Raw genomic sequence first — 26072 nt, 5'->3', positions numbered from 1 at the left:
CTTATGATAGGGTCACCTCCTTGACGGAGAGGGCCCTGCATCCGGTGCAAACTAACGTACTGCGCTATTTTCTGGAAATCGTAAGATGCCAGTCCATCCGGCAGGCGGCTGAAGAGCTCAATATCGCAGCGTCAGCGCTGAGCCGGCATGTTTCCAACCTCGAATACGAATTCGGCGTCGCCTTGTTCGAGCGGCACGCCCGTGGACTGCGGCTGACAGCAGCAGGAGAGGTCTTCGCGGTCGGCGCGCGGCAGACACTGCGTCAGATCGAGCGCATTCGCAGCGAGATCGACGACCTGCGCGACCTGCGTCGTGGCCACGTGACGATCTATGCCGTTGAGGGCGTGGTGGCGGATTTCCTGCTACCGCTACTGGCCGATTTCAACCGGACCTATCCGCAGATCACCTATGATGTGGTCGTGACGGGCACGCAGGATGTGATCGATGCGCTGATCGAGGATCGCGGCGACATCGGCATTGCCTTCAATCCGCAACCCGATCGCGCAATCGATGTGGCTTATGAGGCTAAGCACCCTGTCTATGTGATCGTGGCGAAGGGGCATTCGCTGGCCGGGCGCTCCGCCCTGACGGTGAAAGAACTCTGCACGCAGCCGCTAGGTCTCCCCGACCGCTCTTTCGGCATCCGGCGCCTGCTGGACGAAGCCGCGGCCCAGCAGGGCATATCGCTCAAACCCTTGCTGACCATCAACTCCATCGAAATGGCGAAGGCCTATGCGCGGTCGGGTATGGGACTGACGGTTCTGCCGGCTTTCGCCGTGGTGCGGGAATGCGCGGCCGGTGAACTGGTGGCGATCCAGATTCGCGATACCGGCCTGACCAGTGCGACGGTGACGCTGTGCACCCATCGCGATCGCGGGCTGTCCTCGGCAGGTCAGCGGCTACTTGTCGAAATCAGTGCCGCGCTGAAGGCCTTCACAGCCGAGAACTTCCTGCTGCGCAAGGGCAAAGCCGCAAAGCCGGCCAAACGCACGCGCTAGAATCCACAAGGCGTACTTCCGGTGGCAATGCTCATTTGTTGAGTTGGGAGTGCCTGTTTTGCGCACGAGGAGCGTTCTCTTTTCGAGAACGCGACGGTGTCTCAATTCTACTTCTTTTGACCGCTCGTTTCAGTTCTACAATGCCTGCAGCACGATTGTCACGCGGGAGCACAAGCATGAGCGGGTCCTGGTTACACGCAAGCAGCGGCACGGAACGTTCAGCTCCGGTGGAAGTAGCGGTTGTCCAAGCGGCGCCCGTGGGCTTCGATCTGGGGCGCAGCATCCAGAAGGTCGCTGACTTGACCCGCGACGCGGCCCGGCAGGGTGCTAGACTCGTTGTCTTTCCCGAAGCGTTCCTGTCCGCCTATCCGCGCGGCATGAGCTTTGGCGTGGTGGTCGGTTCCCGCAAGCCGGAGGGCCGTGAACTGTTCCGCCGCTATTACGAGAGCGCGTTGCCGCTGTATGGTCCGGACTTCGACCGGCTGAGTGATGTGGCGCGCCAGAACCGCGTGTATCTCGTAATCGGCGTGCTGGAGCGCGATGGCGGCACGCTGTATTGCGCTGTGCTGTTTTTCGGGCCGACCGGTGCCTTGCTGGGCAAGCATCGCAAGTTGATGCCGACCGCGGCGGAGCGGCTAATCTGGGGGCAGGGTGACGGTTCGACGTTGCCCGTGATCCAGACCGAGATCGGTCGCATGGGTGCGGTGATCTGCTGGGAAAATTACATGCCGCTGCTGCGGCAGACCATGTATGCCAAGGGCGTTGAGCTCTACTGCGTTCCCACCGTCGACAGCCGCGAAACCTGGCTGCCCAGCATGCGCCATATCGCGCTGGAAGGTCGGGTCTTTGTCCTCTCTGCCGCGCAGTATGCCCGCCGCTCAGACTATCCAGAGTTCTTTAAAACCGAGTTCGGCGACGATCCGGCAACGGTGGTGTCGCCGGGCGGCAGCTGCATTATCGACCCTTTGGGGGAAGTGATCGCCGCGCCGAATTTTGAAGGCGAGGCCATCCTTCGTGCCAGCCTGGATCTGAACGCGATTGATCGCGCCCGCTTCGATTTCGATCCGGTCGGCCACTATTCGCGGCCGGACATCTTCCAGCTGACTGTGGATGAAACGCCCCGCAGCAATCTGCACGTAGTCAATCGCGCACCCGCACGGCAGGCCGATCCCGCATCGCAGAGATCTGATTTCCTGAACAGTGAAACAGAATTCAAGGAGACTAAGTCATGCTGATTGCGCGTCGTGAAGTCATGTTAGGTGCGGCAGCCGTCGCCGCCGCCATTGCCCAGCCTGTTGTAGCGCAGACGCAGGGCCGCATTGAAATGCGGCTCAAGCAACTTGGCATCGAACTGCCCGAAAGCGGTCCCGCGCCGGTGGCCAATTACACGCCGACCCTGACCCATGGCAGCACGCTGTATGTCGCCGGCCAGATTCCATTCCGCGGCAAGGAGCTCGCTTTTAAGGGGCGCGTCGGCAGCGACCTGAGCTTGGAAGAAGGCCGGGCCGCGGCGCGCATCGTCGGCATCAACATGCTGGCCTTGGTCAAGCGGCATCTGAACGGCGATCTTGATCGCATCAAGGCTGTGGTGCGCATCGATGGCTTCGTGTCCTCGGCGCAGGATTTCTACCAGCAGCCGCAGGTGATGAATGGTATTTCCGATCTGATGGTCGAGGTGTTCGGCGATGCCGGCAAGCACACCCGCACCGCGGTCGGCGTCAACGTCCTGCCGCTGAACGCTCCCTGCGAGATCAACGCCGAATTCGCCATCTGAGTTGACTCTCAGAAGAGGCATCCCGAGAGAAGCAATGTCGATCGAGAAAATCCACGTACCAGGCCTTTCCGAAGCGATTGCCAATCGCGGGGTGCCTCTGACGGTGGCTACGAAGGCCAAGGGGTTTGTGTTCGTGTCCGGCCTGCCGCCGATTGATCCTGCGACCCAGATCATGCTGCAGGGCGACATCGTCGCGCAACTGCGGCAGGCGATGGCCAACCTCAAGTTGGCGCTAGAGCATGCGGGCAGTGCATTGGAAAATTGCGTGATGGTGACGCTTTATGTCTCCAACTCGGGATTCTTCGGGACGATCAACAAAACGTACAAAGAATATTTTCCGGGCCTGCCGCCTGCGCGCACCTGCGTGGCTGTCGGATCCTGGCCGTTTGAAGCCGATCTTGAGGTTGAAGCCATCGCCATCGCTGCCGACTGAAATACCGCAACGGAATAAACGGGGGACATTCATGATTCACAATATCGTCTACACGCGCCGCAGTCTTGTGGTGGCATCGCTTCTCCTAGGTTCCGTCGTGTATGGTGTTCCGGCATTCGCTGCCGAAGTCATCAGGATCGGTGCGCCGCTGCCGCTGACGGGCGCGCTGTCCCCGGAAGGTCAGAAGCTGCAGCAGGGCTATGACCTGTGGAGCGAAGCGGTCAACGCGCGGGGCGGCATCAGGGCAGGCGGCAAGACCTACAAGGTCGAGATGGTCTATGCTGACTATCAGTCCAACACGCCCCGTGCGGTGCAGTTGGTGGACAAGTTGGTAAGTCAGGACAAGGTGAACTTCCTGTTCTCGCCGTTCGGTTCCGGTGCCACGAAGGCAGCTAGCGCGACGTCGGAGAAATACGGCATCCCCACCGTTGCCGGCACGGCGTCCTCGGCCGAAGTCTTTGACCAGGGCTACAAGTATCTGTTCGGCCTGTTCACGCCGAATGACACCTTGACCGAGCCACTGGCCGACCTGATCAAGCAGAAGCTGTCGGGCAAGGTGCGTGTCGCCATCCTATCGCGCAACGATCTGTTCCCGCTGGCGCTGTCGCGGGACGCCGAAAAGTCGGCCAAGAAGCGCGACATGGAGGTGGTGTATTCGGAGAAATACGCCATCGGTACGCTGGATCATTCCTCCGCCCTAGCGCAGATCAAGTCGCTGAAGCCCGACTGGCTGTTTGTCACCGGCTATACGAACGACATGATCCTCGTTCGCAAGCAGATGTCGGAACTGGGCGTCAACCTGCCGGTGGTCAGTATGATCATCGGTCCGTCCTACCGCGAATTCATCGAGGCTCTTGGCCCGCTGAGCGAGAATGTGCTGAGCGCGACCTGGTGGCATCCGGCGGTGCGCTATGGCGGTGAAGGACCGTTCGCCACGGCGCAGGCTGATAGCGACAGCTTCCGCAAGAAGTTCGGCAACGATCCCGATTATACCAATGCCGTGGGCAGCCTAGCCGGTACGACCCTGCAGCTCGCTGTCGAAAAGGCCGGCAGCATCGAGGCGGCAAAGGTCCGCGATGCCTTGGTCGCGCTGAAGGCCGACACCTTCTTCGGCCCAATTGCCTTCGGCGCTACGGGTCAGGCGAATTCCTACGTGCCGCCCGTGTTCCAAATCCAGGACAAGCGACCTGTGGCGATCTATCCTGACAGCATCAAAACCGGCGACCTGAAAATCAATCCGCGCTGACGGCCACAGACATGCTTGTCACTCAGGTCATAGCCAACGGACTGGTGCTCGGCGGCATATACGGATGTATTGCCGCCGGGTTCTCCCTGGTTTGGGGCGTGCTGAATATCATAAACATCCTGCACGGCTCGTTCATTCTGCTGGGCGCATATGTGGCGTTCTTCGCACACCAGATGCTCGGCGTGCAGCCGTTTCTGGCCATCGTTCCGGCCGCTGCCCTGCTGTTCGTGATCGGATACGGCCTGCAGGCCATCGTCATCAACCCGGTCATCAATACCACGGTGTTGGTGACTCTGACGCTGACCTTCGGACTCAACCTGATGCTCGACAATGCGATGATCGTCGCCTTCAAGGCCGATTTCCGCAAGGTGACCATCGAAGGGGCACGCGGCAGCTATGATGTCCTCGGCGCGGCGTTGCCCGCCGACCGTGTAGCCGGGACTGCACTGGCCGTTCTGATCGTGGCGGCGCTGTTTCTGCTGCTCAAGTATACCAGGATGGGCCGTGCCATCGTGGCGGTGCGCATGGATCGCGATGCGGCCGCCCTGATGGGCGTGAATGTGGTGCGGACCTATGCGCTGACTTTTGCTATCGGTGCCGCACTGGCCGGGGCGGCCGGTGCGATCCTCAGTATGATCTTTCCGATCTCGCCGACCACCAGCAGCGTCTATCTGGGCAAAGCCTTCATCGTCTGCGTGCTGGGCGGTCTGGGCAGCGTGCCCGGCGTGCTGGTCGGCGGCATCGCGCTAGGGCTAGTGGAAAGCGCCGGCGCTGTTCTGCTCGGCCCCGATCACGCGCTGACCGTCGCGTTTCTGTTGCTAATCGTCCTGCTGCTGGTGCGTCCTCAGGGCATCATGGGTCGAAAGGGTTATCAGTGAGAATGGCGATTGTCATCGCTGCGCTTGTCGCGGGCGGTATCGCCTTGTCCATGGCGGGCGACCCTTACGCGATGCGAGTTGCGACCACGGCGCTGATGTATGCTGGGCTGGCGTTGTCGTGGAACATCATCGGCGGCTATACCGGGTATCCTTCCTTCGCAACGGCCGCCTTCTTCGGTGTGGGCGCCTATACAGCTGCCATCATGCAGAATGCCGGTCTGCCGCTCTGGCAGGCCTGGCTGGTGGCCCCACTGGTCTCCGCGGCCCTGGCAGCCGCCATCGGCGTCGCCATCCTGCGGCTGCGCGGGCATTACTTTGCTGTTGGCAGTCTAGTCATTCCTGAAGTGTTGCGTGAAATCGTGAACGGCGCGGCCAACCTCACGGGTGGCGGCATGGGCCTCAACCTGCCGGTGGCAAGACTGAGCATCCAGCAGCAGGGCTGCCTGTTCCTGGCGGCCATGGGCATTATCGTCATTGCAGCCCTGATCATAACAATGCGGATCGACAGGGGACGGCTTGGCATTGCCTTCCGCTGTATCGAGCAGAATGAGGCGGCCGCCGTGATGATCGGCGTCAATGCCACCTTCTACAAGGTCGCTGCCTTCACGCTGTCGGGCCTTCTGGCTGGCGGCGTGGGCGGGGTCTATGCAAACTGGATAAACTATATCGATCCCTCGGATGTGTTTGACATCCTGATATCGGTCAAGCCGATCGTCATGGTGCTGCTGGGTGGTGCCGGAACGGTGTACGGACCGCTGCTGGGCGCAGCCGTCTTCGTTCTGCTTGAGGAAGTGATCTGGCGCAATTTCCTCACGGTTCATACCGGTATTCTGGGCCTGATTATCGTGCTGCTGATCCTGTACCTACCGCAGGGCGTAGCCCGGCTGTCGCCGCTGGCTCTGATCAGGGCCCTGATCCGCAAACCGGTCGGTAAGGAGGGGGTGTGACGACATTGCTCTCCCTGTCTCATGTCACGCGGCGGTTTGGTGGTCTGACTGCGCTCGATGATGTCAGCTTCGAAGTCGGTGCCGGCGAGATCATTGGCCTGATTGGCCCGAACGGCGCAGGCAAGACCACACTGGTCAATGCCATTACTGGCGTTCATCCGCCAACATCGGGCGCGGTGTTCTTCGAGAAACGGCGGATCGACCGTCTGCCGTCGCACTGCATCGGTCGAATCGGGATATCGCGCACCTTCCAGGTGATGCAGCCGTTCCCGCGCATGACCGTGCTGGATAACGTTGCTGCCGCAGCGCTATTCGCTGGCCAAGCCGCAAGCCTTGCGGCGGCGCGGGATGCTGCCATGGCGCATCTGGAGTTCACCGCTCTCGCCGACAAGGCCAATCTGCTCGCGTCAGTGTTGCCGCTGGCTGGCCGCAAGCGGCTGGAGTTTGCCAAGAGCTTGGCCATGAAGCCCCGCCTTCTGTTGCTGGACGAGGTCAATGCCGGACTGAACTCCACCGAGATCGATAGTGCCCTCGATATGATCCGCGCCCTGGCTCGGCAGGGCATCACCATTCTGCTGATCGAGCATCTGATGAAGGTAGTCCTGAATGTCAGCACCCGTCTGGTGGTCCTGCATAACGGCCGGCTGATCGCGGACAACAAGCCAGAGTATGTCATGCGCGACCCACAGGTGATCGAAGCCTATCTGGGCAAGCGCTATGCCGAGCGTAACGGAGGGTCGGCATGACTGGCTGTCTGCTTTCTGTCAGGCGCATGACGGCGGGGTATGGCGACATTACCGTCGTGCGTGATGCTAGCCTGCAGGTTTCGGACGGGCAGATCGTCTGCCTGATCGGCTCCAATGGTGCCGGCAAGACGACCCTGCTGCGCGCCCTTTCCGGTCTGGTCCGCCGCGACGGCGAGACCTGCAGATTCCGGGGCGAGGATATGCGGCGTATGACGCCCCAGGATATAGTGGCGTTGGGTCTGGTGCATGTCCCGGAGGGACGGCGTCTGTTCCAGACCATGTCGGTCAAAGACAACCTGCTGATGGGCGCCTACCTGCGCAATGACCGCGGCGGCATCGCCGCCGATCTCGATAGGGTCATGACCATCTTTCCCAAGCTGCGCGAGCGCGCCAGCCAGGATGCCTCCACCATGTCCGGCGGCGAACAGCAGATGTGTGCGATTGGTCGCGGGCTTATGGCCCAGCCAAAGCTGCTGCTGATCGACGAACTGTCGCTCGGCCTTTCCCCCCGTCTAGTCGATGAGCTGGTGGCTGCGCTGAAGACGGTCAATGATCAGGGTATCTCGGTGCTTCTGATTGAGCAGGATGTCATGACAGCGCTGGATGTTGCGCAATACGGCTTCGTCCTCGATCAGGGCAGGATCACCAAGTCTGGGAGGGCGGCGGATCTGGCCGCCGATGGCGGTATCCAGGCGGCCTATTTGGGACAGTAAACGCGATGACATTCTTACCTCTTGAAGAAATTCAGCAGGCTCATACCCGGATACAGGGAAGGATCGCGACGTCGCCATTGATTAATTTGGGCCTGTCACAGGCGGGGCATGCGATCTATGTGAAGCCCGAACACCTGCAGCCCACCGGCTCTTTCAAGATTCGCGGAGCAACGAACGCTATCGCTCAGCTGTCGGATGCACAGAGGCAACGGGGTGTAATCGCCTATTCAACCGGCAATCATGCGCAGGCTGTCGCGCTGGCGGCGAAGACTGCGGGGGCGGCGGCGACCATCGTCATGTCGCCAGATGTTCCCGAACACAAGGTCGAAAAGACGCAAAGCCTAGGGGCAAGGGTGCTAATGGCGGAGACGTCGTCTGAGGCGCGGCGCCGGCTGGCGGAGCAGCACGCTACCACCGAAGGGCTCGCGCTGATCCCGCCTTACGATCATCCAGCAGTCATGGCCGGCCAGGCGACCATTGGCCTCGAAATCCTGAACGAGATGCTGCCAGCGATGGTATATGTACCGGTCGGTGGTGGCGGCCTAATTGCTGGTATTGCGGCCGCTATCAAGCAGCAGGAGCCGTCCGTTCGGATCATCGGTGTCGAGCCCCGCGAGGAACTCGATACATTCGAGTCCTTGATCGCGGGCCGTCGGATCGGATTGCCCGGCCCCAGTTCGTCGATTGCCGATGCCATCAAGGTGCAGATTCCCGGAGAAAATACGTTCCCTCTGATGCAGCGCTATGTGGACGACATTGTGCTGGTCGATGACAGCCAGATCGTCGAGGCGATGCGGCAGTATTTCAGTAAAACCGGTTACCGGCTTGAACCTGCCGGTGCGGCAGCATTGGCTGCGGTCCTGGCATCGACAGATGCCGTTGGCACCGCAGGGAAGATTGTCTGCATCGGTACTGGACAAAATGTGACGGAAGACCGTTTCCAGCAACTGGTCGATGCCAAGTGATCATTCCGATGTCGTCCCAAGGGCGGCAGCCATGGCCCTGAATCGCGAAACAAAAGCTATCAACGACCCCCGGATCGCCGGTGTAGGAGCGGATCGACTATAGCTTGACTGCGGCTGATGGATTGCGCCGCGCCTTTGCGCTTCCCGCACGCGTTACGCTCCTTTTGCGCAGTATGGTCGCAGAGGAACGACAACCCTGCGTTGGGCGGTTTCTGAGCCTCGCAAAAGTCATCTCGAAAAAATGTGCGGCATGCTTGTCATGAATGGCCTTGGTGATCCTTCGAAAGCCTAAGGTCGCGTCGAGCACGGTCTGCCGCGCTCAACGCGTGAGCGCGACCTGCTTGAACGAGTGGACCAATGCCTTTTCCAGCTTGCCATTCATCCCGCACAGAACGTCATAGGCCTCTGCGCGCGGCATGGTCGACTTGTAGTGCCGGTGTTCGATCAGCGCCGCGAAGATGTCCGAGATCGTCAGAATCCGTACGATGTCGCCAATGCTCTCGGCGCTGAGCGCATCGGGATAGCCGCTCCCGTCGAGGTACTCGTGATGATGGCGAACGGCATCGAGTATCTCCGGCGAGATTCCGTCGTGCCCCTTGAGGAACTCGTAGCCGGCGGTCGGATGCGTTTCGATCAGCGCTCGTTCTGAATCATCGAGGCGACTCGGCTTGTCGAGGATGGCGAGCGGAATCTTCGCCTTGCCGATGTCGTGGAACATGGCAGCCGAGTAGAGACGTTCGAGGTCGGCCTTGCCGACGCCGAGGCTCAGACCGAAGTCGATGGCAACACCCGTCACGAGCAGGCAATGCTGATAGGTTCCTTCGTGATGGCGCCGCACCGTCATGAGCCACTCCGTCAGGCCATGCTGGGTGATGCGATCGGCGATCTGGCGACCGGCTTCCTTGGTGCCGTCGACGTCAAGCGGTTGGCCGAGCGTCACGGCCGTGAACATCGAAGCGATCGCCGTCGCCGCGGTCTCGACGGCGCTATCCGGTTGCAGTGCGTCGCCTGACGAAGCGGAAACCGCGTCGGCCGGGTCGGTCAGCGCCGCCAGCAGTCTGCTCCGGCCGACGGTGCTGGGAAGGACCAGCGTTGCTCCGAGCGCGTAGGCCTGCGAAATGCAGACGTGCGAAGTGTGCTCGAGCAGGAAAATGCGCTTGCCGGCCTTGGCCAGCTTGCCCGCACGCTTCTTGATGGCGGCGATATTATCGACGTCCCGCAGCTCGGCGCGGATGACGATGGCAGCCGGCGTCTGCGACAGCCTGGAATCGGCATCGAGCCGCTCGCCCGAGATGGTGAACTTCTCTTCGAGGAGCGAGCAGACACCCGAGAGCTTGTCGGACGTGTCGGCAAGCACATGAAGGAAGGGACGAGCCGCTCCCTTGTCTCGGATGCCGCCGCCACCATTGACGGGGCCGGATCTGGTTCGCGCGTGCTGCACGGTCTGACCTGGTGTCTGCGACTGTAGGGATGCCGAAACGAAGGATCGAACGTTAGGATCTACTTGCTCTGAACGGCGTCCTGCGCAGGCGCTGGTGTGGCTGCGGGCTTCTTCTTGCCGTCAGCGGTAACGAAATGGACGCCGGCCGTGGTGCCGTCGATCCAGACCAGTTCGCAGCGCCGGTAGGCGAGGCCGGTCGACGACAGCAGCATGAAGAACTCCTTGGCCTGGAGCACGTCGAGCGTGCCCTCGACCTCGATCTTGGCACCGCTTTGCGATATGTCCAGCAGGACGCAGCTGCGTCGCCAGGTCCCGTCCGAACCCATAAGATTGATCGGCTGCCTGTGGTCCATTTTCACGCGAGCGGCTTTACGACCGTCGAATTTCATCGGCTGACCCCCATTTTAGCGCCGCGGTTTCCCCGATTGCTCCCCTCGGCGTCCGCGGCAATTTCCCCCCAGCGCACCGTCCACTGGCTGGTCGACAGGAGCAACGTCTCGAAAATGTGCTGCGCGCGCTCGCGTTCGGCGAAGGAAAGCCTCTTGCCGCCGCGGTTGCTCAAGATGGCCAGCGTGGTCTGCCAGTTCAGCCGCGAGGCGCGGCAAGCCATGACGAGACCCTCGCAATCGTCATCGGTCATGACGTGCTCGACGATCCCGATGGGGGCTCCCGAAAGAACCGATAGCGCCGTGAAGAGGTTGGCGGTCTCGCCGCGGATGGCGAAGCGGTTCACCGTGGAATCGTTGAGCTTGCCGATGCGGTTGAGCGCGACGATCTCCGGCCGTGCGCTGGCATAGGCGGCCGCGCAGGGCAGCTTGGGGACGATTGGCGCGGCCGTTGCGGCTTGAACCGAGACAGTGGCCTTCGGCGCCATGCTGGATTTCGGAGCTGGTGAGGCCGGCAGCAGCTTCTGCATGACCGCGTCGGGCGTGTCCGGCCTGAGCGCCAGCGCCTTGGTGAGTTCATCATCCGTCACGCACTTCTCAACGAGCGCAATGTAGGCGGTATCGGAGAATCGTGCTTCTGGATTGCCGATCAGGGCAATGCATACGTTGCGAGCGCCGCCGTTGATCAGCGTCTCGACCACCGTCGGATCGATAGGCGCGCGGTTGGCGATCGCACATTGCTGCCGCTCGTCGCTCGCGGCCGCGATCGACTTGAGATCGGCGGTCGACAGTGACTGCGACCTGAGCAGGACAGGACACGCCACCTCCGGATCGCGATGCGAGGCGAGGCGTCGCACGGTCTTCGGCGGAGCCAGCTCGAGCTCCGCGAGCGCGGTGCTGAGATCAATCAGCGCACTGGTATCAACCCGCTCCGTCAATCGCAGCAGAACCCCGTCGGCTACATTGGCGAGCAATTGCTGAGGCCGGTCGCGGCTGCTGGTGACCAGCTGCAAAATGCCGGAGAGGATGCGGGTACAGCGATCGGGCGGACACGTTGCGACCGCGTCTTCCAACTCGACCAGAATATCAGCAGGCGGATTTGCCATCATGGCGGAGCCTGAAAATGAAATAATTTCGACGATTAAACCCCCGTCATTGCGCCTCAAAGGAGTTAATTCTCATTTTAAATTAGGAAGGTTCGGTATTGAAGCACCGCCGACCGGGCCGAAAACGCTATCGAAATTCGGCGAGACGGGCGTCGAGGCTTATTCTTTAATCTGGACCCTTCGCCTATTGATCAAGACACGTTAAGATTGATTTCTTTCGAATTAACGGAAAATCGAAGGGGCCGGGGGCGCGGCCGGGTCCAAGGTTCAGTGCGACGCTGCGTTCCTATTTCCATGAACAACATTGATGATGTGTCCAGGTTGGCACTCAAGACGTTTCGCTTTTCAGACGTCGACGAATTCCGAAGCGCCATACGCGGGCTGAATTTCGAATTTACGCCTCTCGTACGGAGGATTTCGGCTGAGACTTCGGCTGAGCAGACGATCCTGTCGCTGCCGGGCTGCGACGTGAATTTGACGCGCGCGTTTCCTCGGGTTGTCGATGCACAGCTCGTCGAAAATTGCACGGCCATTGGCTTCACGATGGACGCCCTCGACGTACCCATTCGCTTCAATGGCTCGCAAGGTGCGCGACCCGCCGTGGTCATTGGCCGTGGCGGCGCGGCCTACACCATCGTCGAGGAGGTGCAGCGGCAAATCGCCTCGGTGGTTTTCAGGCCGGAGGTGAGGGGGCGTGGCTGGCCGCCGACCCTTTCGAACTTCAAGATTTTTGAGGTCTCAGCGGCCGGCTTGCACCGGCTGCGCAGCGTGGTTCGTGAGGTGCTGGCCGCGGCGTCCGACCCGGTCGAGTCACCGGGGCTTTCCTTAGACGGCGTGGCGATGAGGGAGTCCCTGCTCGCAGCTGTCGACGAGGCCTTCGAAAACGTCGTTTCGTCCCGCTGGACCCTGCGCCCCAACGACGGACGAAGTTTCAAGACATTCCAGAACGTCCGAGCGCTGCTCTCTGACGACCTGTCGCAGCCGATCTACAGCGATGAGATCGCGCGCAGGCTCGGGCTGTCCGTCCGCACCATGAACGACGTCGTCCGCCGTTATCGGGGCCTAAGCCTGCATCGCTATTTGCGCTTGCGCCGGCTGTGGCTGGTCCGCCACCGGCTTCTTGCCGGGGCCGATAGCGTCAAGGCGGTCGCGCTGGCGTTTGGCTTCTGGCATCTCAGCGATTTCTCAAGGAGCTACCGCGACCAGTTCGGCGAGACGCCGTCGCAAACGCTGGAGCGCGGTCGCCGGCGATAGGCCGACGAATCGAGTAGGGCCTTGCGCCGGTTTTGTGGTACCGTCCGGCCATGAGCAACCGCATTCTCGTCCTCTACGGTTCCTACCGTTCCGACCGCATGGGCGTCCGCCTTGCGAATTTCGTCATCAATCGCCTGCGCGGCCGCGGCGAGGACGTCGAATTCATCGACGCCAAGGCGATCGGCCTGCCGATGCTGGACCGCATGTACAAGGAATATCCCAAGGGCGCGGCGCCCGAAGCGCTGGAGAAGCTTGCCGGGCAGATCCGCGGCGCCGACGGCTTCGTCTTCGTCACCGGCGAGTACAATTGGGGCATCCAGCCCGGCCTGAAGAATCTTACCGACCATTTCCTCGAAGAGTGGTTCTGGCGCCCGGCCGCGATCGTGAGCTACTCGGCCGGCCGGCTGTCCGGCGCGCGCGCCGCGACGGCCTGGCACGGAACGCTGTCGGAGATGGGCATGGTGGTGGTGTCGAGCACCATCGGCGTCGGCCCGATCGCGCAGACGCTGTCGGAGGATGGCGAGCCGATCGGCGATGGCGGCAAGGCCCTGGAGCGCTCTTTCCCGCGCTTTGCCGACGATCTCGCCTGGTGGATCGAAGCCGCCAAGGCGCAGCGGGCGCGCAAGGCGCCGCCGTACTAAAGCGCGATGCGACCAGGATGAACCGTCATCGCGCTTTAGGTCGTTGTTCAAGCAGGATCTTTTCGGAAAACCGCTGCGCGCTTTTCCGGATCATGCTTTAAGCGGCCCTGACCTCGCCGAGGAAGCGGTCGAACTGTCCGGCCAGATCGCGCGATTGCGTCGAAAGCTGCTCGGCGGCGCCCAGCACCTCGCTCGCGGCGGCGCCCGTGTCGTCGGCGGCGCGCTGCACGCCGGAGATGTTGCTGTTGACCTCCTGGGTGCCGCGGGCGGCCTCCTGGACGCTGCGGGCGATCTCCTTGGTCGCGGAGCCCTGTTCCTCGATCGCGGCGGCGATGGCGGCGCCGATCTGGTCGATCTCGGCGATGACGTCGGCGACGTTGCGGATCGCGGCCACGGTCTCGTCGCTCGCGGTCTGGATCGCCGCGATCTGCTCGGAAATCTCGGTGGTGGCCTTGGCGGTCTGGCCGGCCAGCGACTTCACCTCGGAGGCGACCACGGCAAAGCCGCGGCCGGCATCGCCGGCACGGGCGGCCTCGATGGTCGCGTTCAGGGCGAGCAGGTTGGTCTGCTCGGCGATGCTCTGGATCAGCGTGACGACGTCGCCGATCTTCTGCGCGCCCTCGGCGAGCGCACGGGCGGTGTCGCCGGTGCGGCGGGCATTGTCGACGGCGCGGGCCGCGATCTCGGTGGATTGGGCGACCTGACGGCCGATCTCGGCGATCGAGGAGGTCAGCTCTTCGGTGGCGCTGGCGACGGTCTGCACGTTGGTCGAGGTCTGTTCGGAGGCGGCGGCGACCACCGCGGCCTGGCTGTTGGTCTGCGCCGCGGTCGACGTCATCGACTTCGCCGTGCTCTCCATCGTCGCGGAGGCCCGCGAGAGGCCGCCGACCAGCTCGGTGATCTTGGCCTCGAAGGCGCGAGTGAGGTCGTCGAGCGCCTGCGCGCGGCGCATCTTGCCGTCATTCTCGGCCTGCTTCTCTGCGGCAAGCCGGTCGGCTCGAATCATGTTGTCCTTGAAGACCTGGACTGCCGCGGCCATCGCCCCGATCTCGTCGGAGCGCTCGGCGCCGGGGATCTCGTCGGCAAGGTCGCCGTCGGCAAGGCGCGACATCCGGCTCGTCAGGCTGACGATCGGGGCGCAGACGCGGCGGCGGACCGTCACGACAAGGCCGACGCTCGCGATCAGCACGGCGACGAGGCCGAGCAGCGCGATGGTGAAGCTGGTGCGAGCGGCCGAGGAGGCTCCGGCGAGGATTTGCTCGGCGTTGTCATAGAAGGCGTCGCGGACTTCGATGATGGTGCCAAGCCCCCGCTGGGTCGCGGCGTAATAGGTGTCCATGTCGTGTTCGTACTTGCCGCTGACCGCGCCGTCCTTCACCAGCTTGAGCTCGCGGCCGAACTCCTCGACATAGATCGAATTGAACTTCTCGAGCGCCGCGGCGACATTCGCCGGGGTTGCCGGATTGCCGCGCAGTTCCTGCAGCGACATCACGATCTGGTCGTTGCGCCCTTGCGAGCGAGCGATGTCCGCCTTCTCGGCGTCAGTCGCCGGTTTCTTGCCGCCGACGAGATTCTTGTGCAGGCTGGAATTGAAGCCGCCAACATCGCGCAGCGTCATGGCGATGTTGGCGTAGCTAGCCTGCCGATAGGCGTCGCCGTTCAGGATTGCCATGCGGCGGACCTGCTCGTTGAGCAGTGCGGTCACGCCGCCGTTGAGCACGGCGTTCTCGGCGACGATCTTCTTGGCCGCGTCCTTGCGCGCCTCCGCCGGGCCCGTGAGCGCCTTGTCGATGGCCTCCCGCAACGCGGTGAATTTCGCATTGATGCCGTCGATGTTGCTGCCGATGGTGTTGCCGTCGTCGAACGAGCCGGGCAACTCCTTGCGCAGCGCGTTCATCTTGTCGCGCGCGCCGTTGGTTGCCTTGCGCAGCTTGTCCTGTTCGGTGAGCAGCGCCGGATCGATCGTGGCAGGGCCATAGAGAATGTTGGTGGAGAAGCCGCGCTCGGGGTTGAGATAGCGCGGAATGTCGCTGACGGCGCGAACGATCGCCAGACGGCCTTGCGCCTCGGTGATCCGTTCCATCGTCTGGTATCTCGTCACGGCGACATAGACGGCGAGGCCGCCGCCCACGGTCGAGAGCGAGACGATGGCGGTGGTCAGGAGCGTACCGATTTTCATGATCTGTCCGGCAATGACGTGCGACGAGAGTTCAATTTGCACGGACAATAGATAACCCGTGTTAATCTCGGGTTACGCTCCCTGGCGGTCAATCCAGCCAGACGCGCGGTCGAGCTTCGCCAGAATCTGCAGCGTGGCGGCGTCTGGTACGCCCGCGAAATATCGGGCGATGGCCCGATCGAAGACGGGCTCGTCGGAGACCGCGCCGAACAGCGTCATCGACGAGCGGAATTTCACGTCGTCCGGTGCGCCGAGGATCGCGTTGATGGTCCTGCCCTCGACCGCGAGCACGAGCCCGGTGCAGTCGATCAGGCGTTCCCCGAGGATGGGGTGGGCGAGATAGGCTTCGGCCTCGGCGCGGGAGCGAAGGGCGTAGCGCTGCGACATGGCGCTGAAGCCGAGGCCTGCCACCTGCGGGAAGATGAACCACATCCAGTGAGTCTGCTTCCGGCCCCGGGCCAGCTCGTCCTGGACGTCGCGATAGACGGGGTCCTGGGCCTGAACAAAGCGCTCCAGATCGAAAGGATCGGTCATTGGATACCTCAGGTTACCTTGCCGGAGCCTCGTCGGCCGCGATTATGCCTAACTTTTGGCTCCCAATGTGGTAGCTGGTACAGAGTCTCCGGGTGGGGGTGGGCTCCCCCGGGGGTCGATTTGGGGATCTGATGGTTTCCGACGCAGGACATGCCGAGAGGCTGTTGTCGCGCCGCCGTGTCGGGCGGGCCGAAACGATTCTGTTGTCACTGGCCGCGATCGCGCTGGCGGTCGGCGCTGCCGCGTGGGTCACGGACATGGGCGATTCGACCCCGCTCGTCTCCGCAGCCTTGCCGCCGGCCAATCCTCCTTCGTTTGATGACCGCTTCGCTTCGGTCTCCGGCAATCCTCCCGCCCGCGAGCTCGGGCTGCGGACGCTGGAGCGCTCTGCCGTGAATGCGGTCCAGCTCAGGCTGCGGGATGCCAAGGCGATGCTCGCGCAGAAGCTCCAGGGCGACGATTGGCGCTCGATGCTGACCGATGACGACCGGTCTGCGGCCGAGGAGGCAAGGCCCTCGCAGCGGGCCGACGCCGTTCCGATGCCGCGCTCGCGTCCCGTCCAGGCCGATCTGGCATCCCAGATCGCATCCAGCCAGGCCTATGCCGACACCGGCACCAGGACCGATAACCGCAATTTCTTCGAAAAATTCACGGACAAGATCAAGCTGGCCTCTCTGACGCCGGATAGCGGGCTGTTCACAAAGGCGCCGGATCTTGCCGCCCTCGGCTACGATTCGCGGACGGCGGTCTATGACATCTCGGCCAAGGCGGTTTATCTGCCCAGCGGCGTGACGCTGGAAGCCCATTCCGGCTTGGGCCCGCTGATGGACAACCCTGACCATGTCGACCGTCGCATGGTCGGCGCGACGCCGCCGGCGACCTACGATCTGAAGCCGCGCGAAAAGCCGTTCCACGGCGTCCGCGCGTTGCGCATGACTCCGGTCGAAGGCACCAGCGCGCTCGGCCGCGTGGGCCTGCTCACCCACAACTACATGCTCGGACCGCGCGGCGATTCCAACGGTTGCGTCTCGATCAAGGATTATGACCGTTTCATCAAGGCCTACGACAATGGCGAGTTCAATCGTCTGGTCGTGGTGCCCAGCCTGCGCGGGTCTGCGACCGCCTCCCAGCGCGCCAGCACCAATTCCTGATATTCTCCCGTCACGGCGGGGCTGCCATTTCCCCTTCGTCAAGTCGTCCTCGTCCAGAAGCAGCCCATGAGTGATCCATCCAGCTCCGAGACCCCGCTGCGCACGACGTTCAAGATCAAGCTGAACGGCGACACGCTGGCGATCGCGACCGTGGGTCAGGCCTATCAATTCCTGACCAATTTCAAATCGGTCGAGTGGATGGAATTCCGCTCGCTGCACGAGGATGCCGTCGCGGCCCTGGAGGGCGCTGCCGACAATGCCATGCTCGCGGTGCAGGCCACCAACGCCGTGCGCGCGCTGTTCGTGAGCGCGAAGCTGCTCTGAGAGAAACGCTCCTTTCGTTCTGATCCTTCGCTCGAACCCGCTGCAAGACGGGTGCGACGAAGGCATGCGCGTTTCCGCGCCAGAGAGAGGGTTCATGAAATTAGCAGAGTTCATCGCGGGCATCGACAGCGACGGCGCGGAGCAGCCGTCCGAGGCGGCGCTTGCAGCGTTCGAGACCTCGATCGGCTGCCGATTGCCGGACGACTATCGCCGCTTCCTGCTGGCCTGCGCCGGTGGCTATCACCAGGGGTCGGCCGAGTTCAACTGGCCGCAGGGGCACTGGGCGGGTGCGGTGCAAGAGGTCCTGGGATTGCGGTCCGACGAGTGCTCGCTGGTGCGGACGCGTCAGACGCCGCAATGGCCGACTGTGGATGAGCTGTTGTGGATCATGAGCGACCACGGCGGCAATCCGATCTGCATGACAATCGACAAGGCCCATTTCGGCAGCATCTGGTTCATGGACCACGAGGTTGCCGAGTACGAGAAACCATGGACCCTGGCGCAGGCCATGTCCGACAAGTGGGGCTATGTCCTGCCGCTTGCATCGACATTCAGCGATTTCATCGCCGGACTGTACGAGGAAGCCGCAGCTACGTGAGCGAGGCGCCGGCTGAGCGGCGTGTCCCGCGCAGAGGTGCGGGCTGCGCGAGGCTCCCGTCGGCCGCGGATCGGTATCTGATGCAAGCGGGCACTGTCTTCTCCGTCCCAGCTTGAACTCCGCTCCAGGAACGGGCAAACGGTTCGCCAAGCCGGTGGCCCAAGCCATCCATCGATGCTGAGTTCAAGGGAGAGAGACCATCATGAAACGCCGTACATTCCTAAGCGGCGGCGCAGTCGCCGGCGCCGCCACGCTGATTGCCGCACCTGCAATCGCGCAGAGCGCGCCCGAGATCAAATGGCGCCTGACCTCGAGCTTCCCGAGATCGCTCGACACGATCTACGGCACGGCGCAGACCTTCGCGAAATACGTCGCGGAAGCCACCGACAACAAATTCCAGATCCAGACCTTCTCGGCGGGCGAGCTCGTGCCCGGCCTTCAGGCGCTCGATGCGGTCAGCACCGCGTCGGTGGAGATGGCGCAGACGCCGCTCTATTTCTACATCGGCAAGGAGCCGGCGCTGGCCTATGCGACCGGTGCGCCGTTCGGCATGAATCACCGCCACCAGGAATCCTGGTGGCATTTCGGCGGCGGCGCCGATCTCACCAATGAGGCGCTCAAGCCCTTCAAGGCGCACGCCATCCTCTGCGGCAATTCCGGCACCCAGATGGGCGGCTGGTTCCGCAAGGAGATCAAGACGGTCGACGACCTCAAGGGTCTCAAATTCCGCATCGCCGGCATGGGCGGCCACGTGCTGGCGCGGCTCGGGGTCGTCCCGCAGCAGATCGCGGGCGGCGACATCTATCCGGCGCTGGAGAAGGGCACGATCGACGCGGTCGAATTCGTCGGCCCCTATGACGACGAGAAGCTCGGCTTCTACAAGGTCGCAAAGTATTATTACTTTCCCGGCTGGTGGGAAGGGGGCGCCATGCTGCACATGATCGTCAACGACGAGAAGTGGAATTCGCTGCCCAAGCAATATCAGGCGATCGTCAACCAGGCGGGCTCGGCGGCCGGTGCCTGGATGCTCGAGAAATACGACAGCGTGAACCCGGGTGCGCTGAAGCGGCTGATCGCAAACGGCACGGAGCTGAAGGCGTTCCCGCAGCCGGTGCTGGAGGCCTGCTACAACGCGACCCAGGATCATCTGAACGAGCTCGCCGCCAAGAGCGACCTGTTCAAGCGGACCAAGGAGAGCCACGACGCGTATATGAAGGAGCTCTTGTTCTACACGCAGATCGCAGAGAACTTCTACGACAACTATCTGCTCAGCAAGATGCGCAACAAGACCTGAGCGCAAGAACGTGGGCGCGGTGTCTTACGCCGCGCCCAATCCCAGCTTCGCATAGATCCTTCGCGCATAGGCGCCGAATGCGTCCGTCGTTTTCAGCGGCAGGTCGCGTGGGAAGGGCAGGTCGATCGCGAAATAGTCGGCCATTTTCGCCGGACCCGCTGTCAGCACGGCACAGTGCGAGGACAGGAAGACGGCTTCCTGGATCGAATGCGTGACGAAGATGATGGTCTTGCCGCTCTCCCGCCAGATCCGCAGCATCTCCAGATTCATCTGCTCGCGCGTCAGCGCGTCCAGTGCGCCGAACGGCTCGTCCATCAGGATCAGTTTCGGATCGTGGATGAAGGCGCGCGCGATTGCGGTGCGCTGCTGCATGCCGCCGGAGAGCTGCTGCGGATATTTCTGCTCGTAGCCGGCAAGCCCGACGAGGTGGAGCAGATCGCGCGCCCGTTCGCGCGCGGCCTTCATCGGCAGGCCGACGATCTCGGCCGGCAGCAGCACGTTGTCGAGGATGGTCCGCCATTTCAAGAGCAGTGCCTGCTGGAACACCATGCCGATGTCCCGCGTCGGATCGAACGGGCTCCTGGCATTACCCATCTTGACGGTGCCGCCGTCGGCGCCATGGAGACCGGCCAGTATCTTCATCACCGTCGTCTTGCCGCAGCCGGAGGGGCCGACCAGCGAGACGAGCTCACCTTCCTGCACGTCCATGGTGACGTCGGACACCGCGAGAAACTCGATGCCGCCGGAGCGATAGACCTTTCGGACGCCTTGCAGGCTGATGAAGGGATCCGAGCTCATGCCAGCCATTTGTCCAGGTTCGCGGCGACGAAGGCATCGTCGCTGAGGTCGGCGTGCTCGCGCGTGACGCGGTCGATCTCCTCCTTCTGGCCGGGGCTAAGGCCCTCGTTCGGATCGAGGCACCACAGGCCCTTCATCAGGCCCTGGCGCCGCAGCACCTCGTGGCAGCCGGCGATGCAGCCGTGGAAATTGTTCGCGACGTCGAAGAAAGCGCTGTTGCAGTCGGTGACGCGGGCGTCGAGCGCGAGCAGGTCCGCGGGCACGCTGTCCTTGTGCCGCGCAGCCTTGCAGCGCTCGAACAGCTTGATGGCGCTCGCGGTCCACACCGACCAGTGGCCGAGCAGGCCGCCTTTGAAATAAGTGCGTGTGGTGATGCCCTTGTCGCGAAGATCGAACGGCAGCATCAGGTCGAGCAGGATGTGGTCGTCGTTGCCGGTGTAGAGCGCGACGCGGTCGAGCGCGCCGGCGGCTGCCACGCCGCGGAGCACATCCAGCGTGCGATAGCGGTTGAACGGCGCGATCTTGATCGCGATGACATTGTCGATCGAGGCGAAGCGCTGCCAGAACCGGCTGGACAGGACGACGCCGCCGACGGCGGGCTGGAGATAGAAGCCGACCAGTGGAATCTCGGCGGCGACGGAGGTGCAATGCGCGATGATCTCGTCCTCGGAGCCGCTCTTCATCGCGGCGAGGCTCAGCAGGCCCGCATGGTAACCGATGTCGCGCGCGGTACGGGCCTCGGCGATTGCCTGTGAGGTCGGTCCGGCGAGGCCCGCTACCAGCGCCAGCGGCCGCTTGGTCCAGTGTGCTGCGGTCTCGGCGGCGAGCTCGAGCACGGGACGGTAGAGGCCGACGTCGCGGATCGCGAACTGCGTGGTATGCACACCGACGGCAAGGCCTCCCGAGCCGGCGTCGATGTAATAGCGCGTCAGCGCACGCTGGTACGTCTTGTCGAGCTGTCGCTCGGCGGTGAGCGCAAGCGGATGCGCCGGCAGCACGGTGCCGTCGGCAATCAGCTTGCGGACGTCGGCATTGATCTGGCTGTGATGCATGATGTCCTATCCGAATTCGGGGCCGGCGACGGCGAATGGCGTTTCTTCGGCGGCGATGGTGGCGGGGCCGAACCGCATGCGCTGGAACGGCCGCTCGATGGTCCAGCCAGCGGCTAGCAATCCATCCAAGAACGCGCTTTGCTCGGCGACGGCGTCGAGCAGGAGAGGACGGCTCTCGGACCGCGTGATCACGTCAACCAGAGCCAGCGCTTCGGCAGGATGATCAGCGAACAGCGGCCCGATATGGCGCGCGGTTCTGCCGTCGCGGACCAGCGCGATGGCGCCGTTGGCGGCGACGATGCGGGAGCCGGAGCGCTGCGCGAAGGCGGCGAGCAGGGCGGTTCGGTCGAGACCAGTCGCCCGCCGGTCCCGGGCACGAAGCGCCTCGAGCGTTGCGGGCCCCGGTGCCGGACCGCGTGACGGCTCGGGATTCGCTAGCTTCAGCCGACGCAATTCGAGCGTCGGCGTGAAGCCGAGCGGCCCGTAGACCGCGGCCCCGTCGGGTGTGGCGTCGAGCCAGCTCGTCAGGCCATTCTGGCGCGCCGTATCCATGCAAGCATCAACCAGGCGCGTCGCAAGGCCGCGGCGCCGATGCGTCGCCGTCACCAGCACCATGCTGATCCACGCATTGTTGCCGGAATAGGGCAGCAGGGCCGCAGTCGCGACGAGCCGTGCGCCGTCACGGATGCCGAAGACGAAGCCCTCTCTCAAGAAGAAGCGCCAGTCCTCGATAGTCTGGTTCCAGTGCGCTTCGGTCGAGAGCGCAAGGCCCGCGTCTGCATCCTCGACGCCGAGCCGGTCGATGCGCGGACCGTCAGTAGCGGCCATCGCGCACCTCGTATTTGGTGGGCTTGCCCAGGCTCGGCATGGCGCGAGAGACCCAATCCGCGGTCCAGGCGATCAGCTGCTCGGTGTCAACGACGGGCAGGCCGAACAGTTCGACCGCCTTCGACGTGTCGGTCAGCCACGCGGTCGGCTCTTCCTTGCCTGTCAGCACCGGTGCGCGGCCGAACCTTGCACCGAATTTTTGGGCGAGATCGCGCACGGCCAAAATCTCGTGGCCGCTGACGTTGATCGGCGAGGTCGGCGTCGTGCAATGGGCGAGGCAGCGCAGCGCCTGCGCGGACGCATCGCCCTGCCAGATGAAATTGACATGGCCGAGGCTGACGTCGATCGGTGCGCCCGTCAGCACTTTCGTCGCGATGTCGTGCAGCACGCCATAGCGCATGTCGATCGCGTAGTTGAGGCGGAACAGGCGGCCCGGCGTTCCGAACTTGCGCGAGAAATACTCGAACATGCGCTCGCGGCCGACGCAGGACTGCGCGTATTCGCCCGGCGGGTTCGGCGCCATGTCCTCGGTCGAGCCTTTGCCGTCGACCGGCACGAACGGATAGATGCAGCCGGTGGAGAACGCCACGATGCGGGACGAAGGGAAGGCCTGCGCGACCAGCGCCGGCACATGCGCGTTCATCGCCCAGGTCAGCGACAGATCGCCCTCGGCGCCGAACTTGCGGCCGGCCATGAAGACGATGTTGGGCGCTTTCGGCAGGGCTTGAATAGCCTTCTCGTCCATCAGATCGCAGTTGATCGTCTCGACGCCGCGCGCCTGCAGCCACTCCTTCACGCCGGGTTCGCTGAAGCGCGCAACGCCGATGACGCGGCGATCCGGCGCGGCCGCTTTCGCAAGGCCCGCCAGCGTCGGCCCCATTTTGCCGGCGACGCCGAGGATCATAATGTCGCCATCGACCTTCTTGAGGTCGTCGATCAGGGCCTGCGTCGGCCGGCACAGGAGATCGTCGAGGGCCGCGATGTCAGGGATGGTCTTCGGCAGCGTCTGGCGGGTGAGCAGCATGGATTTGTCCTTGGTCTTAGTTCTGCCGTTTCAGTTTTGTCTTGCGTCGCCGACCACGAACATGCGTTCGAGCGCGAGCACCAGGCCGTAGAGAGCGACCCCGAGCAGTGTCAGCAGCACGACGGCCATCACCATCGCGGGCGTGTCGAGCGAGGACTGCACCTGGATCATGAGGTAGCCGAGCCCGCGCTCGGAAGCGATGAACTCGCCGACGATGGCGCCGGCGACCGCGAGGATGGCACCGACCTTCATCCCGGAGAAGATGTAGGGCAGCGATCCCGGCAGCTGGATCTTGCGGAACAGCGTCCAGCGCGATCCGCGCAGCGATTTCACGAGATCGAGCAGGTCCGGCTCGACTTCCCGCAGGCCCCGCGCGGTCGTGAGCAGGATCGGGAAGAAGCATATGCTGAAGGCGATCAGGATGTTCGGCACGATGCCGTAGGAGAACCAGACAATGAAGAGCGGGCCGAGCGCGACCTTCGGGATCATGTTCAGCGTCACGAACAGCGGCAGCAGCACGAGGCTCAGCAGCGGTGCCCAGCTGAAGATCACGGCGAGCGCGACGCCGACGAAGGCGCCGAGCGCGAAGCCGCCGAGGATCTCGATTGCCGTCACCAGCGTGTTGGCGCCCCAGGCATAGCCTGTGGTTCCCAATGTTTGAATTGTCGCGAGCGGAGAGGGCAGGATGAATTTCGGCACCTGGAAGGCGTCGACCGCGACCTGCCACAGCACGAGCACGACGAGGTGCACGATCAGGATGATCGCAAAGCTGCGCCAGGTGCGTGCCCCGTCTCCTGCCACCGATTGCTCCCCGTTGCCGGCAGCCACCCTGCCGCAGGTCGCAAGCCTAACCGGCCTTGCGGAAACTTTCAACCAGTTGGTTGATTATGGCCGGAGCGACTGCAGCACGAGGTCTGCGACATGCCGCCGGCGGGCGCGCCGCTGGGTCCGGCTCGACAGGTCCTTGCCGAAGATCGCCGACAGCGTCGGCGTGTTGGAGAAGAAGAAATAGCTGAGGCCGGCAATCGAGATGTAGAGCTGGACGGGATCGATCCCCTTGCGGAATACGCCCGAACGGACTCCCTCGTTGAGGATGTGGGAGACGCTGGTGACCAGTGGGGAGTGCATCGCTTCCAGCCGGGTCGAGCCGCGGACATGACGGGCGCCGCCGCGGTTCTCGTCGTTCAGAAGCACGATAAAATCAGGGTTCGCCGCGAGATGGTCGAACGAGGCTTCGATCAGCTTGCGGATCGCCTTTTCCGGCGGCAGGCCTTCGAGATTGAGCCTGCGCTCCTGCTCGCGGATGTCCTCATAGACCCATTCGAGCACGGCGAGGTAGAGGGCGTCCTTGTCGCCGAAGTAATGATAGACGAGCTGCTTGTTGACGCCGGCGCGATCTGCGATCTCGTCGACGCGGGCGCCCGCAAGGCCGTGCCGGGCGAATTCCTGGCGCGCCGCGGTCAGCAGTTTCTTGCGGGTGGCGACGGGGTCGCGGCGCTGCGGCACGGTGTCGCCAGATCGTTTCGCGGGCATTTCCAACCAAACAGTTGACAAGTTGAGGGCGGGCTTGTTGCATTGGTATCCTCACACGGGGAGAGCGACAAGCCGGGTCGCGGCAATGAGGAGAGATGCGATGAAGCGTTTGCAGGCGGCGGGATCTGCCCTGGTGTTGGCCCTGATGCTCGGTGTGTCGGCGGTGCCCGCGTGCGCGGGCGAGGCGGTCAATCTGATCCTGAACTGGACGCCGACGGCCGACCACTCGCCGTATTACTACGCCAAGGCGCAGGGCTGGTACGAGAAGGCGGGCATCGATCTCACCATCGAGACCGGCAAGGGCTCCGGCGTCTCCGCCGCCAAGGTTGGCTCCGGCGGCTCGCCCTTCGGCGTTGCCGATCTCGCGACCATGCTGGTCGCCAAGAGCAAGGGCGCCGACACGGTTGCCGTGATGAGCGTCTATGCCAATACCGGCCAGACCTTCTACTGGTTGAAGAGCTACGGCGTGAACGGGGTGAAGGATTTCGCGGGCCACAAGATCGGCAATCCGCCCGGCGATGCCTCGCGCGTGATGTGGCCGGCCTTCGCCAAGGCCGCAGGTCTTGCACCGGACTCCGTCGGTTTCGTCAATGTCGGCCCGACTGCGAAGATCGCGGCGCTCAAGAGCCACACGGTCGATATCATCAGCGACTTCTACAACGAGCACGATCTGAAGGTGATCGAGTTCGGTGGCGATCTCGGCTACGTCAACTGGAAGGACATCGGGCTCAACCCTTACGGCAATTCGCTGATCGTCAACGGTGCCTATCTTCAGAAGAATCCGAAGGTCGCCGAAGATTTCGTGCGCGTCACGCAGAAGGCATTTGCGGCCTGCGTCGCCGACGTAGCCCCGTGCCTGAACGCGCTGCTCGCGCAGGTCTCGGGGCTCGACCGCGCCAACCAGGAACGCCAGTGGGAGCGCATCAAGTTCCTGATGACGGACGAGTTCACGACCACCAAGGCGCTCGGCTGGATCGACGGCGAGCGGATGAAGAAGGATTACGAGCTGGTCCATACCTATCTAGGGATGGAAAAGCCGTTCGACGTGACGACGGTGTTCACGACGAAGATGCTGGATCCGAACATCAAGATGGATGCGAGCAAGGTGAAGAAGTAGGGGGAGGGCAGCTCCATCCTGCTTCATCGCGAGCGTAGCGAAACAATCCGGAAACTGCCTCTGCGGAGGCAGGCTGGATTTGCTTCGTCGCGAGGGTTCCTCGCAGTGACGG

28 protein-coding genes are annotated in these 26072 nt (G+C 63.2%); 17 read left to right on the top strand and 11 right to left on the bottom strand.

From position 1 onward, the window contains the following. The first annotated feature begins 20 nt into the window (after positions 1 to 20). The 10 genes from ACYCVF_RS13365 (at position 21) to ACYCVF_RS13320 (ending at position 8700) form a co-directional block, all read left to right on the top strand. Positions 21 to 998: a LysR family transcriptional regulator gene (locus ACYCVF_RS13365; protein ID WP_459595967.1), complete on the top strand. Its 978-nt coding sequence runs from the start codon at positions 21 to 23 to the stop codon at positions 996 to 998. Between the two features lie 176 nt (positions 999 to 1174). Further along, positions 1175 to 2233 (top strand): carbon-nitrogen hydrolase family protein, encoded by a 1059-nt coding sequence (locus ACYCVF_RS13360; protein ID WP_459606413.1) that lies wholly within the window; start codon positions 1175 to 1177, stop codon positions 2231 to 2233. Continuing rightward, the gene (locus ACYCVF_RS13355) at positions 2227 to 2772 is read left to right on the top strand and encodes a RidA family protein (RefSeq protein WP_459595965.1); all 546 of its coding nucleotides are present in this window, start codon (positions 2227 to 2229) and stop codon (positions 2770 to 2772) included. The genes ACYCVF_RS13360 and ACYCVF_RS13355 overlap by 7 nt, the downstream gene beginning before the upstream one ends. Before the next feature lie 34 nt (positions 2773 to 2806). Next, complete coding sequence (locus ACYCVF_RS13350; protein ID WP_459595964.1) at positions 2807 to 3205, top strand: RidA family protein; 399 nt, start codon at positions 2807 to 2809, stop codon at positions 3203 to 3205. A 31-nt stretch (positions 3206 to 3236) separates the two neighbouring features. Continuing rightward, positions 3237 to 4451 carry an amino acid ABC transporter substrate-binding protein gene (locus ACYCVF_RS13345; RefSeq protein ID WP_459606414.1) on the top strand — a complete coding sequence of 405 codons (1215 nt, stop codon included), beginning with the start codon at positions 3237 to 3239 and terminating at the stop codon, positions 4449 to 4451. 11 nt (positions 4452 to 4462) lie between these two features. Continuing rightward, the gene (locus ACYCVF_RS13340) at positions 4463 to 5329 is read left to right on the top strand and encodes a branched-chain amino acid ABC transporter permease (RefSeq protein WP_459595962.1); all 867 of its coding nucleotides are present in this window, start codon (positions 4463 to 4465) and stop codon (positions 5327 to 5329) included. Between the two features lie 2 nt (positions 5330 to 5331). After that, complete coding sequence (locus ACYCVF_RS13335; RefSeq protein WP_459595961.1) at positions 5332 to 6276, top strand: branched-chain amino acid ABC transporter permease; 945 nt, start codon at positions 5332 to 5334, stop codon at positions 6274 to 6276. Continuing rightward, positions 6273 to 7022, top strand: a complete 750-nt coding sequence (locus ACYCVF_RS13330) for an ABC transporter ATP-binding protein (RefSeq protein WP_459595960.1) — start codon at positions 6273 to 6275, stop codon at positions 7020 to 7022. The genes ACYCVF_RS13335 and ACYCVF_RS13330 overlap by 4 nt, the downstream gene beginning before the upstream one ends. Continuing rightward, entirely contained in the window at positions 7019 to 7735 is a 717-nt protein-coding gene (locus tag ACYCVF_RS13325; RefSeq protein WP_459595959.1) for an ABC transporter ATP-binding protein, read from the top strand. The genes ACYCVF_RS13330 and ACYCVF_RS13325 overlap by 4 nt, the downstream gene beginning before the upstream one ends. Before the next feature lie 5 nt (positions 7736 to 7740). Then, a complete protein-coding gene (locus ACYCVF_RS13320; RefSeq protein ID WP_459595958.1) occupies positions 7741 to 8700 on the top strand; it encodes a threonine ammonia-lyase in 960 nt (319 codons plus the stop codon). Positions 8701 to 9019: 319 nt separating this feature from the next. Here ACYCVF_RS13320 and ACYCVF_RS13315 read toward each other — a convergent pair whose 3' ends face one another. From ACYCVF_RS13315 to ACYCVF_RS13305, 3 genes are read right to left on the bottom strand one after another with little or no spacing between them, the layout of a single operon-like run. Beyond that, complete coding sequence (locus ACYCVF_RS13315; RefSeq protein WP_459595957.1) at positions 9020 to 10141, bottom strand: HD-GYP domain-containing protein; 1122 nt, start codon at positions 10139 to 10141, stop codon at positions 9020 to 9022. Between the two features lie 59 nt (positions 10142 to 10200). Further along, the gene (locus tag ACYCVF_RS13310) at positions 10201 to 10530 is read right to left on the bottom strand and encodes a PilZ domain-containing protein (protein ID WP_459595956.1); all 330 of its coding nucleotides are present in this window, start codon (positions 10528 to 10530) and stop codon (positions 10201 to 10203) included. Then, positions 10527 to 11636 (bottom strand): DUF2336 domain-containing protein, encoded by a 1110-nt coding sequence (locus ACYCVF_RS13305; protein ID WP_459595955.1) that lies wholly within the window; start codon positions 11634 to 11636, stop codon positions 10527 to 10529. The genes ACYCVF_RS13310 and ACYCVF_RS13305 overlap by 4 nt, the downstream gene beginning before the upstream one ends. A gap of 291 nt (positions 11637 to 11927) precedes the next feature. On the opposite strand from ACYCVF_RS13305, the gene ACYCVF_RS13300 reads away from it, so the two are divergent. Together ACYCVF_RS13300 and ACYCVF_RS13295 are read left to right on the top strand one after the other, a co-directional pair. Next, complete coding sequence (locus ACYCVF_RS13300; protein ID WP_459595954.1) at positions 11928 to 12887, top strand: AraC family transcriptional regulator; 960 nt, start codon at positions 11928 to 11930, stop codon at positions 12885 to 12887. A gap of 50 nt (positions 12888 to 12937) precedes the next feature. Continuing rightward, positions 12938 to 13528 carry an NADPH-dependent FMN reductase gene (locus ACYCVF_RS13295; RefSeq protein WP_459595953.1) on the top strand — a complete coding sequence of 197 codons (591 nt, stop codon included), beginning with the start codon at positions 12938 to 12940 and terminating at the stop codon, positions 13526 to 13528. A gap of 97 nt (positions 13529 to 13625) precedes the next feature. Here ACYCVF_RS13295 and ACYCVF_RS13290 read toward each other — a convergent pair whose 3' ends face one another. Together ACYCVF_RS13290 and ACYCVF_RS13285 are read right to left on the bottom strand one after the other, a co-directional pair. Next, a complete protein-coding gene (locus tag ACYCVF_RS13290) occupies positions 13626 to 15707 on the bottom strand; it encodes a methyl-accepting chemotaxis protein (RefSeq protein ID WP_459595952.1) in 2082 nt (693 codons plus the stop codon). A 72-nt stretch (positions 15708 to 15779) separates the two neighbouring features. Continuing rightward, positions 15780 to 16241 (bottom strand): DUF1810 domain-containing protein, encoded by a 462-nt coding sequence (locus ACYCVF_RS13285; RefSeq protein ID WP_459595951.1) that lies wholly within the window; start codon positions 16239 to 16241, stop codon positions 15780 to 15782. Between the two features lie 131 nt (positions 16242 to 16372). On the opposite strand from ACYCVF_RS13285, the gene ACYCVF_RS13280 reads away from it, so the two are divergent. The 4 genes from ACYCVF_RS13280 (at position 16373) to ACYCVF_RS13265 (ending at position 19608) form a co-directional block, all read left to right on the top strand. Continuing rightward, positions 16373 to 17392, top strand: a complete 1020-nt coding sequence (locus tag ACYCVF_RS13280) for a DUF2778 domain-containing protein (protein ID WP_459595950.1) — start codon at positions 16373 to 16375, stop codon at positions 17390 to 17392. 66 nt (positions 17393 to 17458) lie between these two features. Next, a complete protein-coding gene (locus ACYCVF_RS13275) occupies positions 17459 to 17716 on the top strand; it encodes a hypothetical protein (RefSeq protein WP_061021784.1) in 258 nt (85 codons plus the stop codon). A 94-nt stretch (positions 17717 to 17810) separates the two neighbouring features. Next, on the top strand, positions 17811 to 18314 hold the full coding sequence (locus ACYCVF_RS13270; RefSeq protein WP_459595949.1) for an SMI1/KNR4 family protein: 504 nt from the start codon (positions 17811 to 17813) through the stop codon (positions 18312 to 18314). Between the two features lie 202 nt (positions 18315 to 18516). Further along, positions 18517 to 19608 (top strand): TRAP transporter substrate-binding protein, encoded by a 1092-nt coding sequence (locus tag ACYCVF_RS13265; RefSeq protein ID WP_459595948.1) that lies wholly within the window; start codon positions 18517 to 18519, stop codon positions 19606 to 19608. A gap of 24 nt (positions 19609 to 19632) precedes the next feature. Here ACYCVF_RS13265 and ACYCVF_RS13260 read toward each other — a convergent pair whose 3' ends face one another. From ACYCVF_RS13260 to ACYCVF_RS13235, 6 genes are all read right to left on the bottom strand, one after another. Then, the gene (locus ACYCVF_RS13260; RefSeq protein ID WP_459595947.1) at positions 19633 to 20415 is read right to left on the bottom strand and encodes an ABC transporter ATP-binding protein; all 783 of its coding nucleotides are present in this window, start codon (positions 20413 to 20415) and stop codon (positions 19633 to 19635) included. Further along, positions 20403 to 21458 carry a dihydrodipicolinate synthase family protein gene (locus ACYCVF_RS13255; RefSeq protein WP_459595946.1) on the bottom strand — a complete coding sequence of 352 codons (1056 nt, stop codon included), beginning with the start codon at positions 21456 to 21458 and terminating at the stop codon, positions 20403 to 20405. The genes ACYCVF_RS13260 and ACYCVF_RS13255 overlap by 13 nt, the downstream gene beginning before the upstream one ends. Before the next feature lie 6 nt (positions 21459 to 21464). After that, positions 21465 to 22286, bottom strand: coding sequence for a GNAT family N-acetyltransferase (locus ACYCVF_RS13250; RefSeq protein ID WP_459595945.1), 822 nt, complete (start codon positions 22284 to 22286; stop codon positions 21465 to 21467). Further along, a complete protein-coding gene (locus tag ACYCVF_RS13245) occupies positions 22273 to 23310 on the bottom strand; it encodes an NAD-dependent epimerase/dehydratase family protein (RefSeq protein ID WP_459595944.1) in 1038 nt (345 codons plus the stop codon). Before ACYCVF_RS13245 ends, ACYCVF_RS13250 begins: the two co-directional genes overlap by 14 nt. A 30-nt stretch (positions 23311 to 23340) precedes the next feature. Beyond that, entirely contained in the window at positions 23341 to 24111 is a 771-nt protein-coding gene (locus tag ACYCVF_RS13240; protein WP_459595943.1) for an ABC transporter permease, read from the bottom strand. Between the two features lie 84 nt (positions 24112 to 24195). Continuing rightward, a complete protein-coding gene (locus tag ACYCVF_RS13235) occupies positions 24196 to 24843 on the bottom strand; it encodes a TetR family transcriptional regulator (RefSeq protein WP_459595942.1) in 648 nt (215 codons plus the stop codon). A 100-nt stretch (positions 24844 to 24943) separates the two neighbouring features. On the opposite strand from ACYCVF_RS13235, the gene ACYCVF_RS13230 reads away from it, so the two are divergent. Next, the gene (locus ACYCVF_RS13230) at positions 24944 to 25960 is read left to right on the top strand and encodes an ABC transporter substrate-binding protein (protein WP_459595941.1); all 1017 of its coding nucleotides are present in this window, start codon (positions 24944 to 24946) and stop codon (positions 25958 to 25960) included. The last annotated feature ends 112 nt before the right edge of the window (positions 25961 to 26072 follow it).

The sequence above is a fragment of the Bradyrhizobium cedriense genome (assembly GCF_054602315.1).
This window is presented reverse-complemented; position numbering and strand designations above follow the sequence as displayed.

Coding starts and splice junctions, on each gene's coding strand:
- ACYCVF_RS13275 (WP_061021784.1), top strand. CDS start 17,459: ATGAGTGATCCATCCAGCTCCGAGACCCCGCTGCGCACGACGTTCAAG.
- ACYCVF_RS13300 (WP_459595954.1), top strand. CDS start 11,928: ATGAACAACATTGATGATGTGTCCAGGTTGGCACTCAAGACGTTTCGC.
- ACYCVF_RS13305 (WP_459595955.1), bottom strand. CDS start 11,636: ATGATGGCAAATCCGCCTGCTGATATTCTGGTCGAGTTGGAAGACGCG.
- ACYCVF_RS13360 (WP_459606413.1), top strand. CDS start 1,175: ATGAGCGGGTCCTGGTTACACGCAAGCAGCGGCACGGAACGTTCAGCT.
- ACYCVF_RS13235 (WP_459595942.1), bottom strand. CDS start 24,843: ATGCCCGCGAAACGATCTGGCGACACCGTGCCGCAGCGCCGCGACCCC.
- ACYCVF_RS13345 (WP_459606414.1), top strand. CDS start 3,237: ATGATTCACAATATCGTCTACACGCGCCGCAGTCTTGTGGTGGCATCG.
- ACYCVF_RS13230 (WP_459595941.1), top strand. CDS start 24,944: ATGAAGCGTTTGCAGGCGGCGGGATCTGCCCTGGTGTTGGCCCTGATG.
- ACYCVF_RS13250 (WP_459595945.1), bottom strand. CDS start 22,286: ATGGCCGCTACTGACGGTCCGCGCATCGACCGGCTCGGCGTCGAGGAT.
- ACYCVF_RS13310 (WP_459595956.1), bottom strand. CDS start 10,530: ATGAAATTCGACGGTCGTAAAGCCGCTCGCGTGAAAATGGACCACAGG.
- ACYCVF_RS13295 (WP_459595953.1), top strand. CDS start 12,938: ATGAGCAACCGCATTCTCGTCCTCTACGGTTCCTACCGTTCCGACCGC.
- ACYCVF_RS13280 (WP_459595950.1), top strand. CDS start 16,373: ATGGTTTCCGACGCAGGACATGCCGAGAGGCTGTTGTCGCGCCGCCGT.
- ACYCVF_RS13290 (WP_459595952.1), bottom strand. CDS start 15,707: ATGAAAATCGGTACGCTCCTGACCACCGCCATCGTCTCGCTCTCGACC.
- ACYCVF_RS13335 (WP_459595961.1), top strand. CDS start 5,332: ATGGCGATTGTCATCGCTGCGCTTGTCGCGGGCGGTATCGCCTTGTCC.
- ACYCVF_RS13320 (WP_459595958.1), top strand. CDS start 7,741: ATGACATTCTTACCTCTTGAAGAAATTCAGCAGGCTCATACCCGGATA.
- ACYCVF_RS13340 (WP_459595962.1), top strand. CDS start 4,463: ATGCTTGTCACTCAGGTCATAGCCAACGGACTGGTGCTCGGCGGCATA.
- ACYCVF_RS13270 (WP_459595949.1), top strand. CDS start 17,811: ATGAAATTAGCAGAGTTCATCGCGGGCATCGACAGCGACGGCGCGGAG.
- ACYCVF_RS13350 (WP_459595964.1), top strand. CDS start 2,807: ATGTCGATCGAGAAAATCCACGTACCAGGCCTTTCCGAAGCGATTGCC.
- ACYCVF_RS13260 (WP_459595947.1), bottom strand. CDS start 20,415: ATGGCTGGCATGAGCTCGGATCCCTTCATCAGCCTGCAAGGCGTCCGA.
- ACYCVF_RS13255 (WP_459595946.1), bottom strand. CDS start 21,458: ATGCATCACAGCCAGATCAATGCCGACGTCCGCAAGCTGATTGCCGAC.
- ACYCVF_RS13325 (WP_459595959.1), top strand. CDS start 7,019: ATGACTGGCTGTCTGCTTTCTGTCAGGCGCATGACGGCGGGGTATGGC.
- ACYCVF_RS13265 (WP_459595948.1), top strand. CDS start 18,517: ATGAAACGCCGTACATTCCTAAGCGGCGGCGCAGTCGCCGGCGCCGCC.
- ACYCVF_RS13355 (WP_459595965.1), top strand. CDS start 2,227: ATGCTGATTGCGCGTCGTGAAGTCATGTTAGGTGCGGCAGCCGTCGCC.
- ACYCVF_RS13245 (WP_459595944.1), bottom strand. CDS start 23,310: ATGCTGCTCACCCGCCAGACGCTGCCGAAGACCATCCCTGACATCGCG.
- ACYCVF_RS13285 (WP_459595951.1), bottom strand. CDS start 16,241: ATGACCGATCCTTTCGATCTGGAGCGCTTTGTTCAGGCCCAGGACCCC.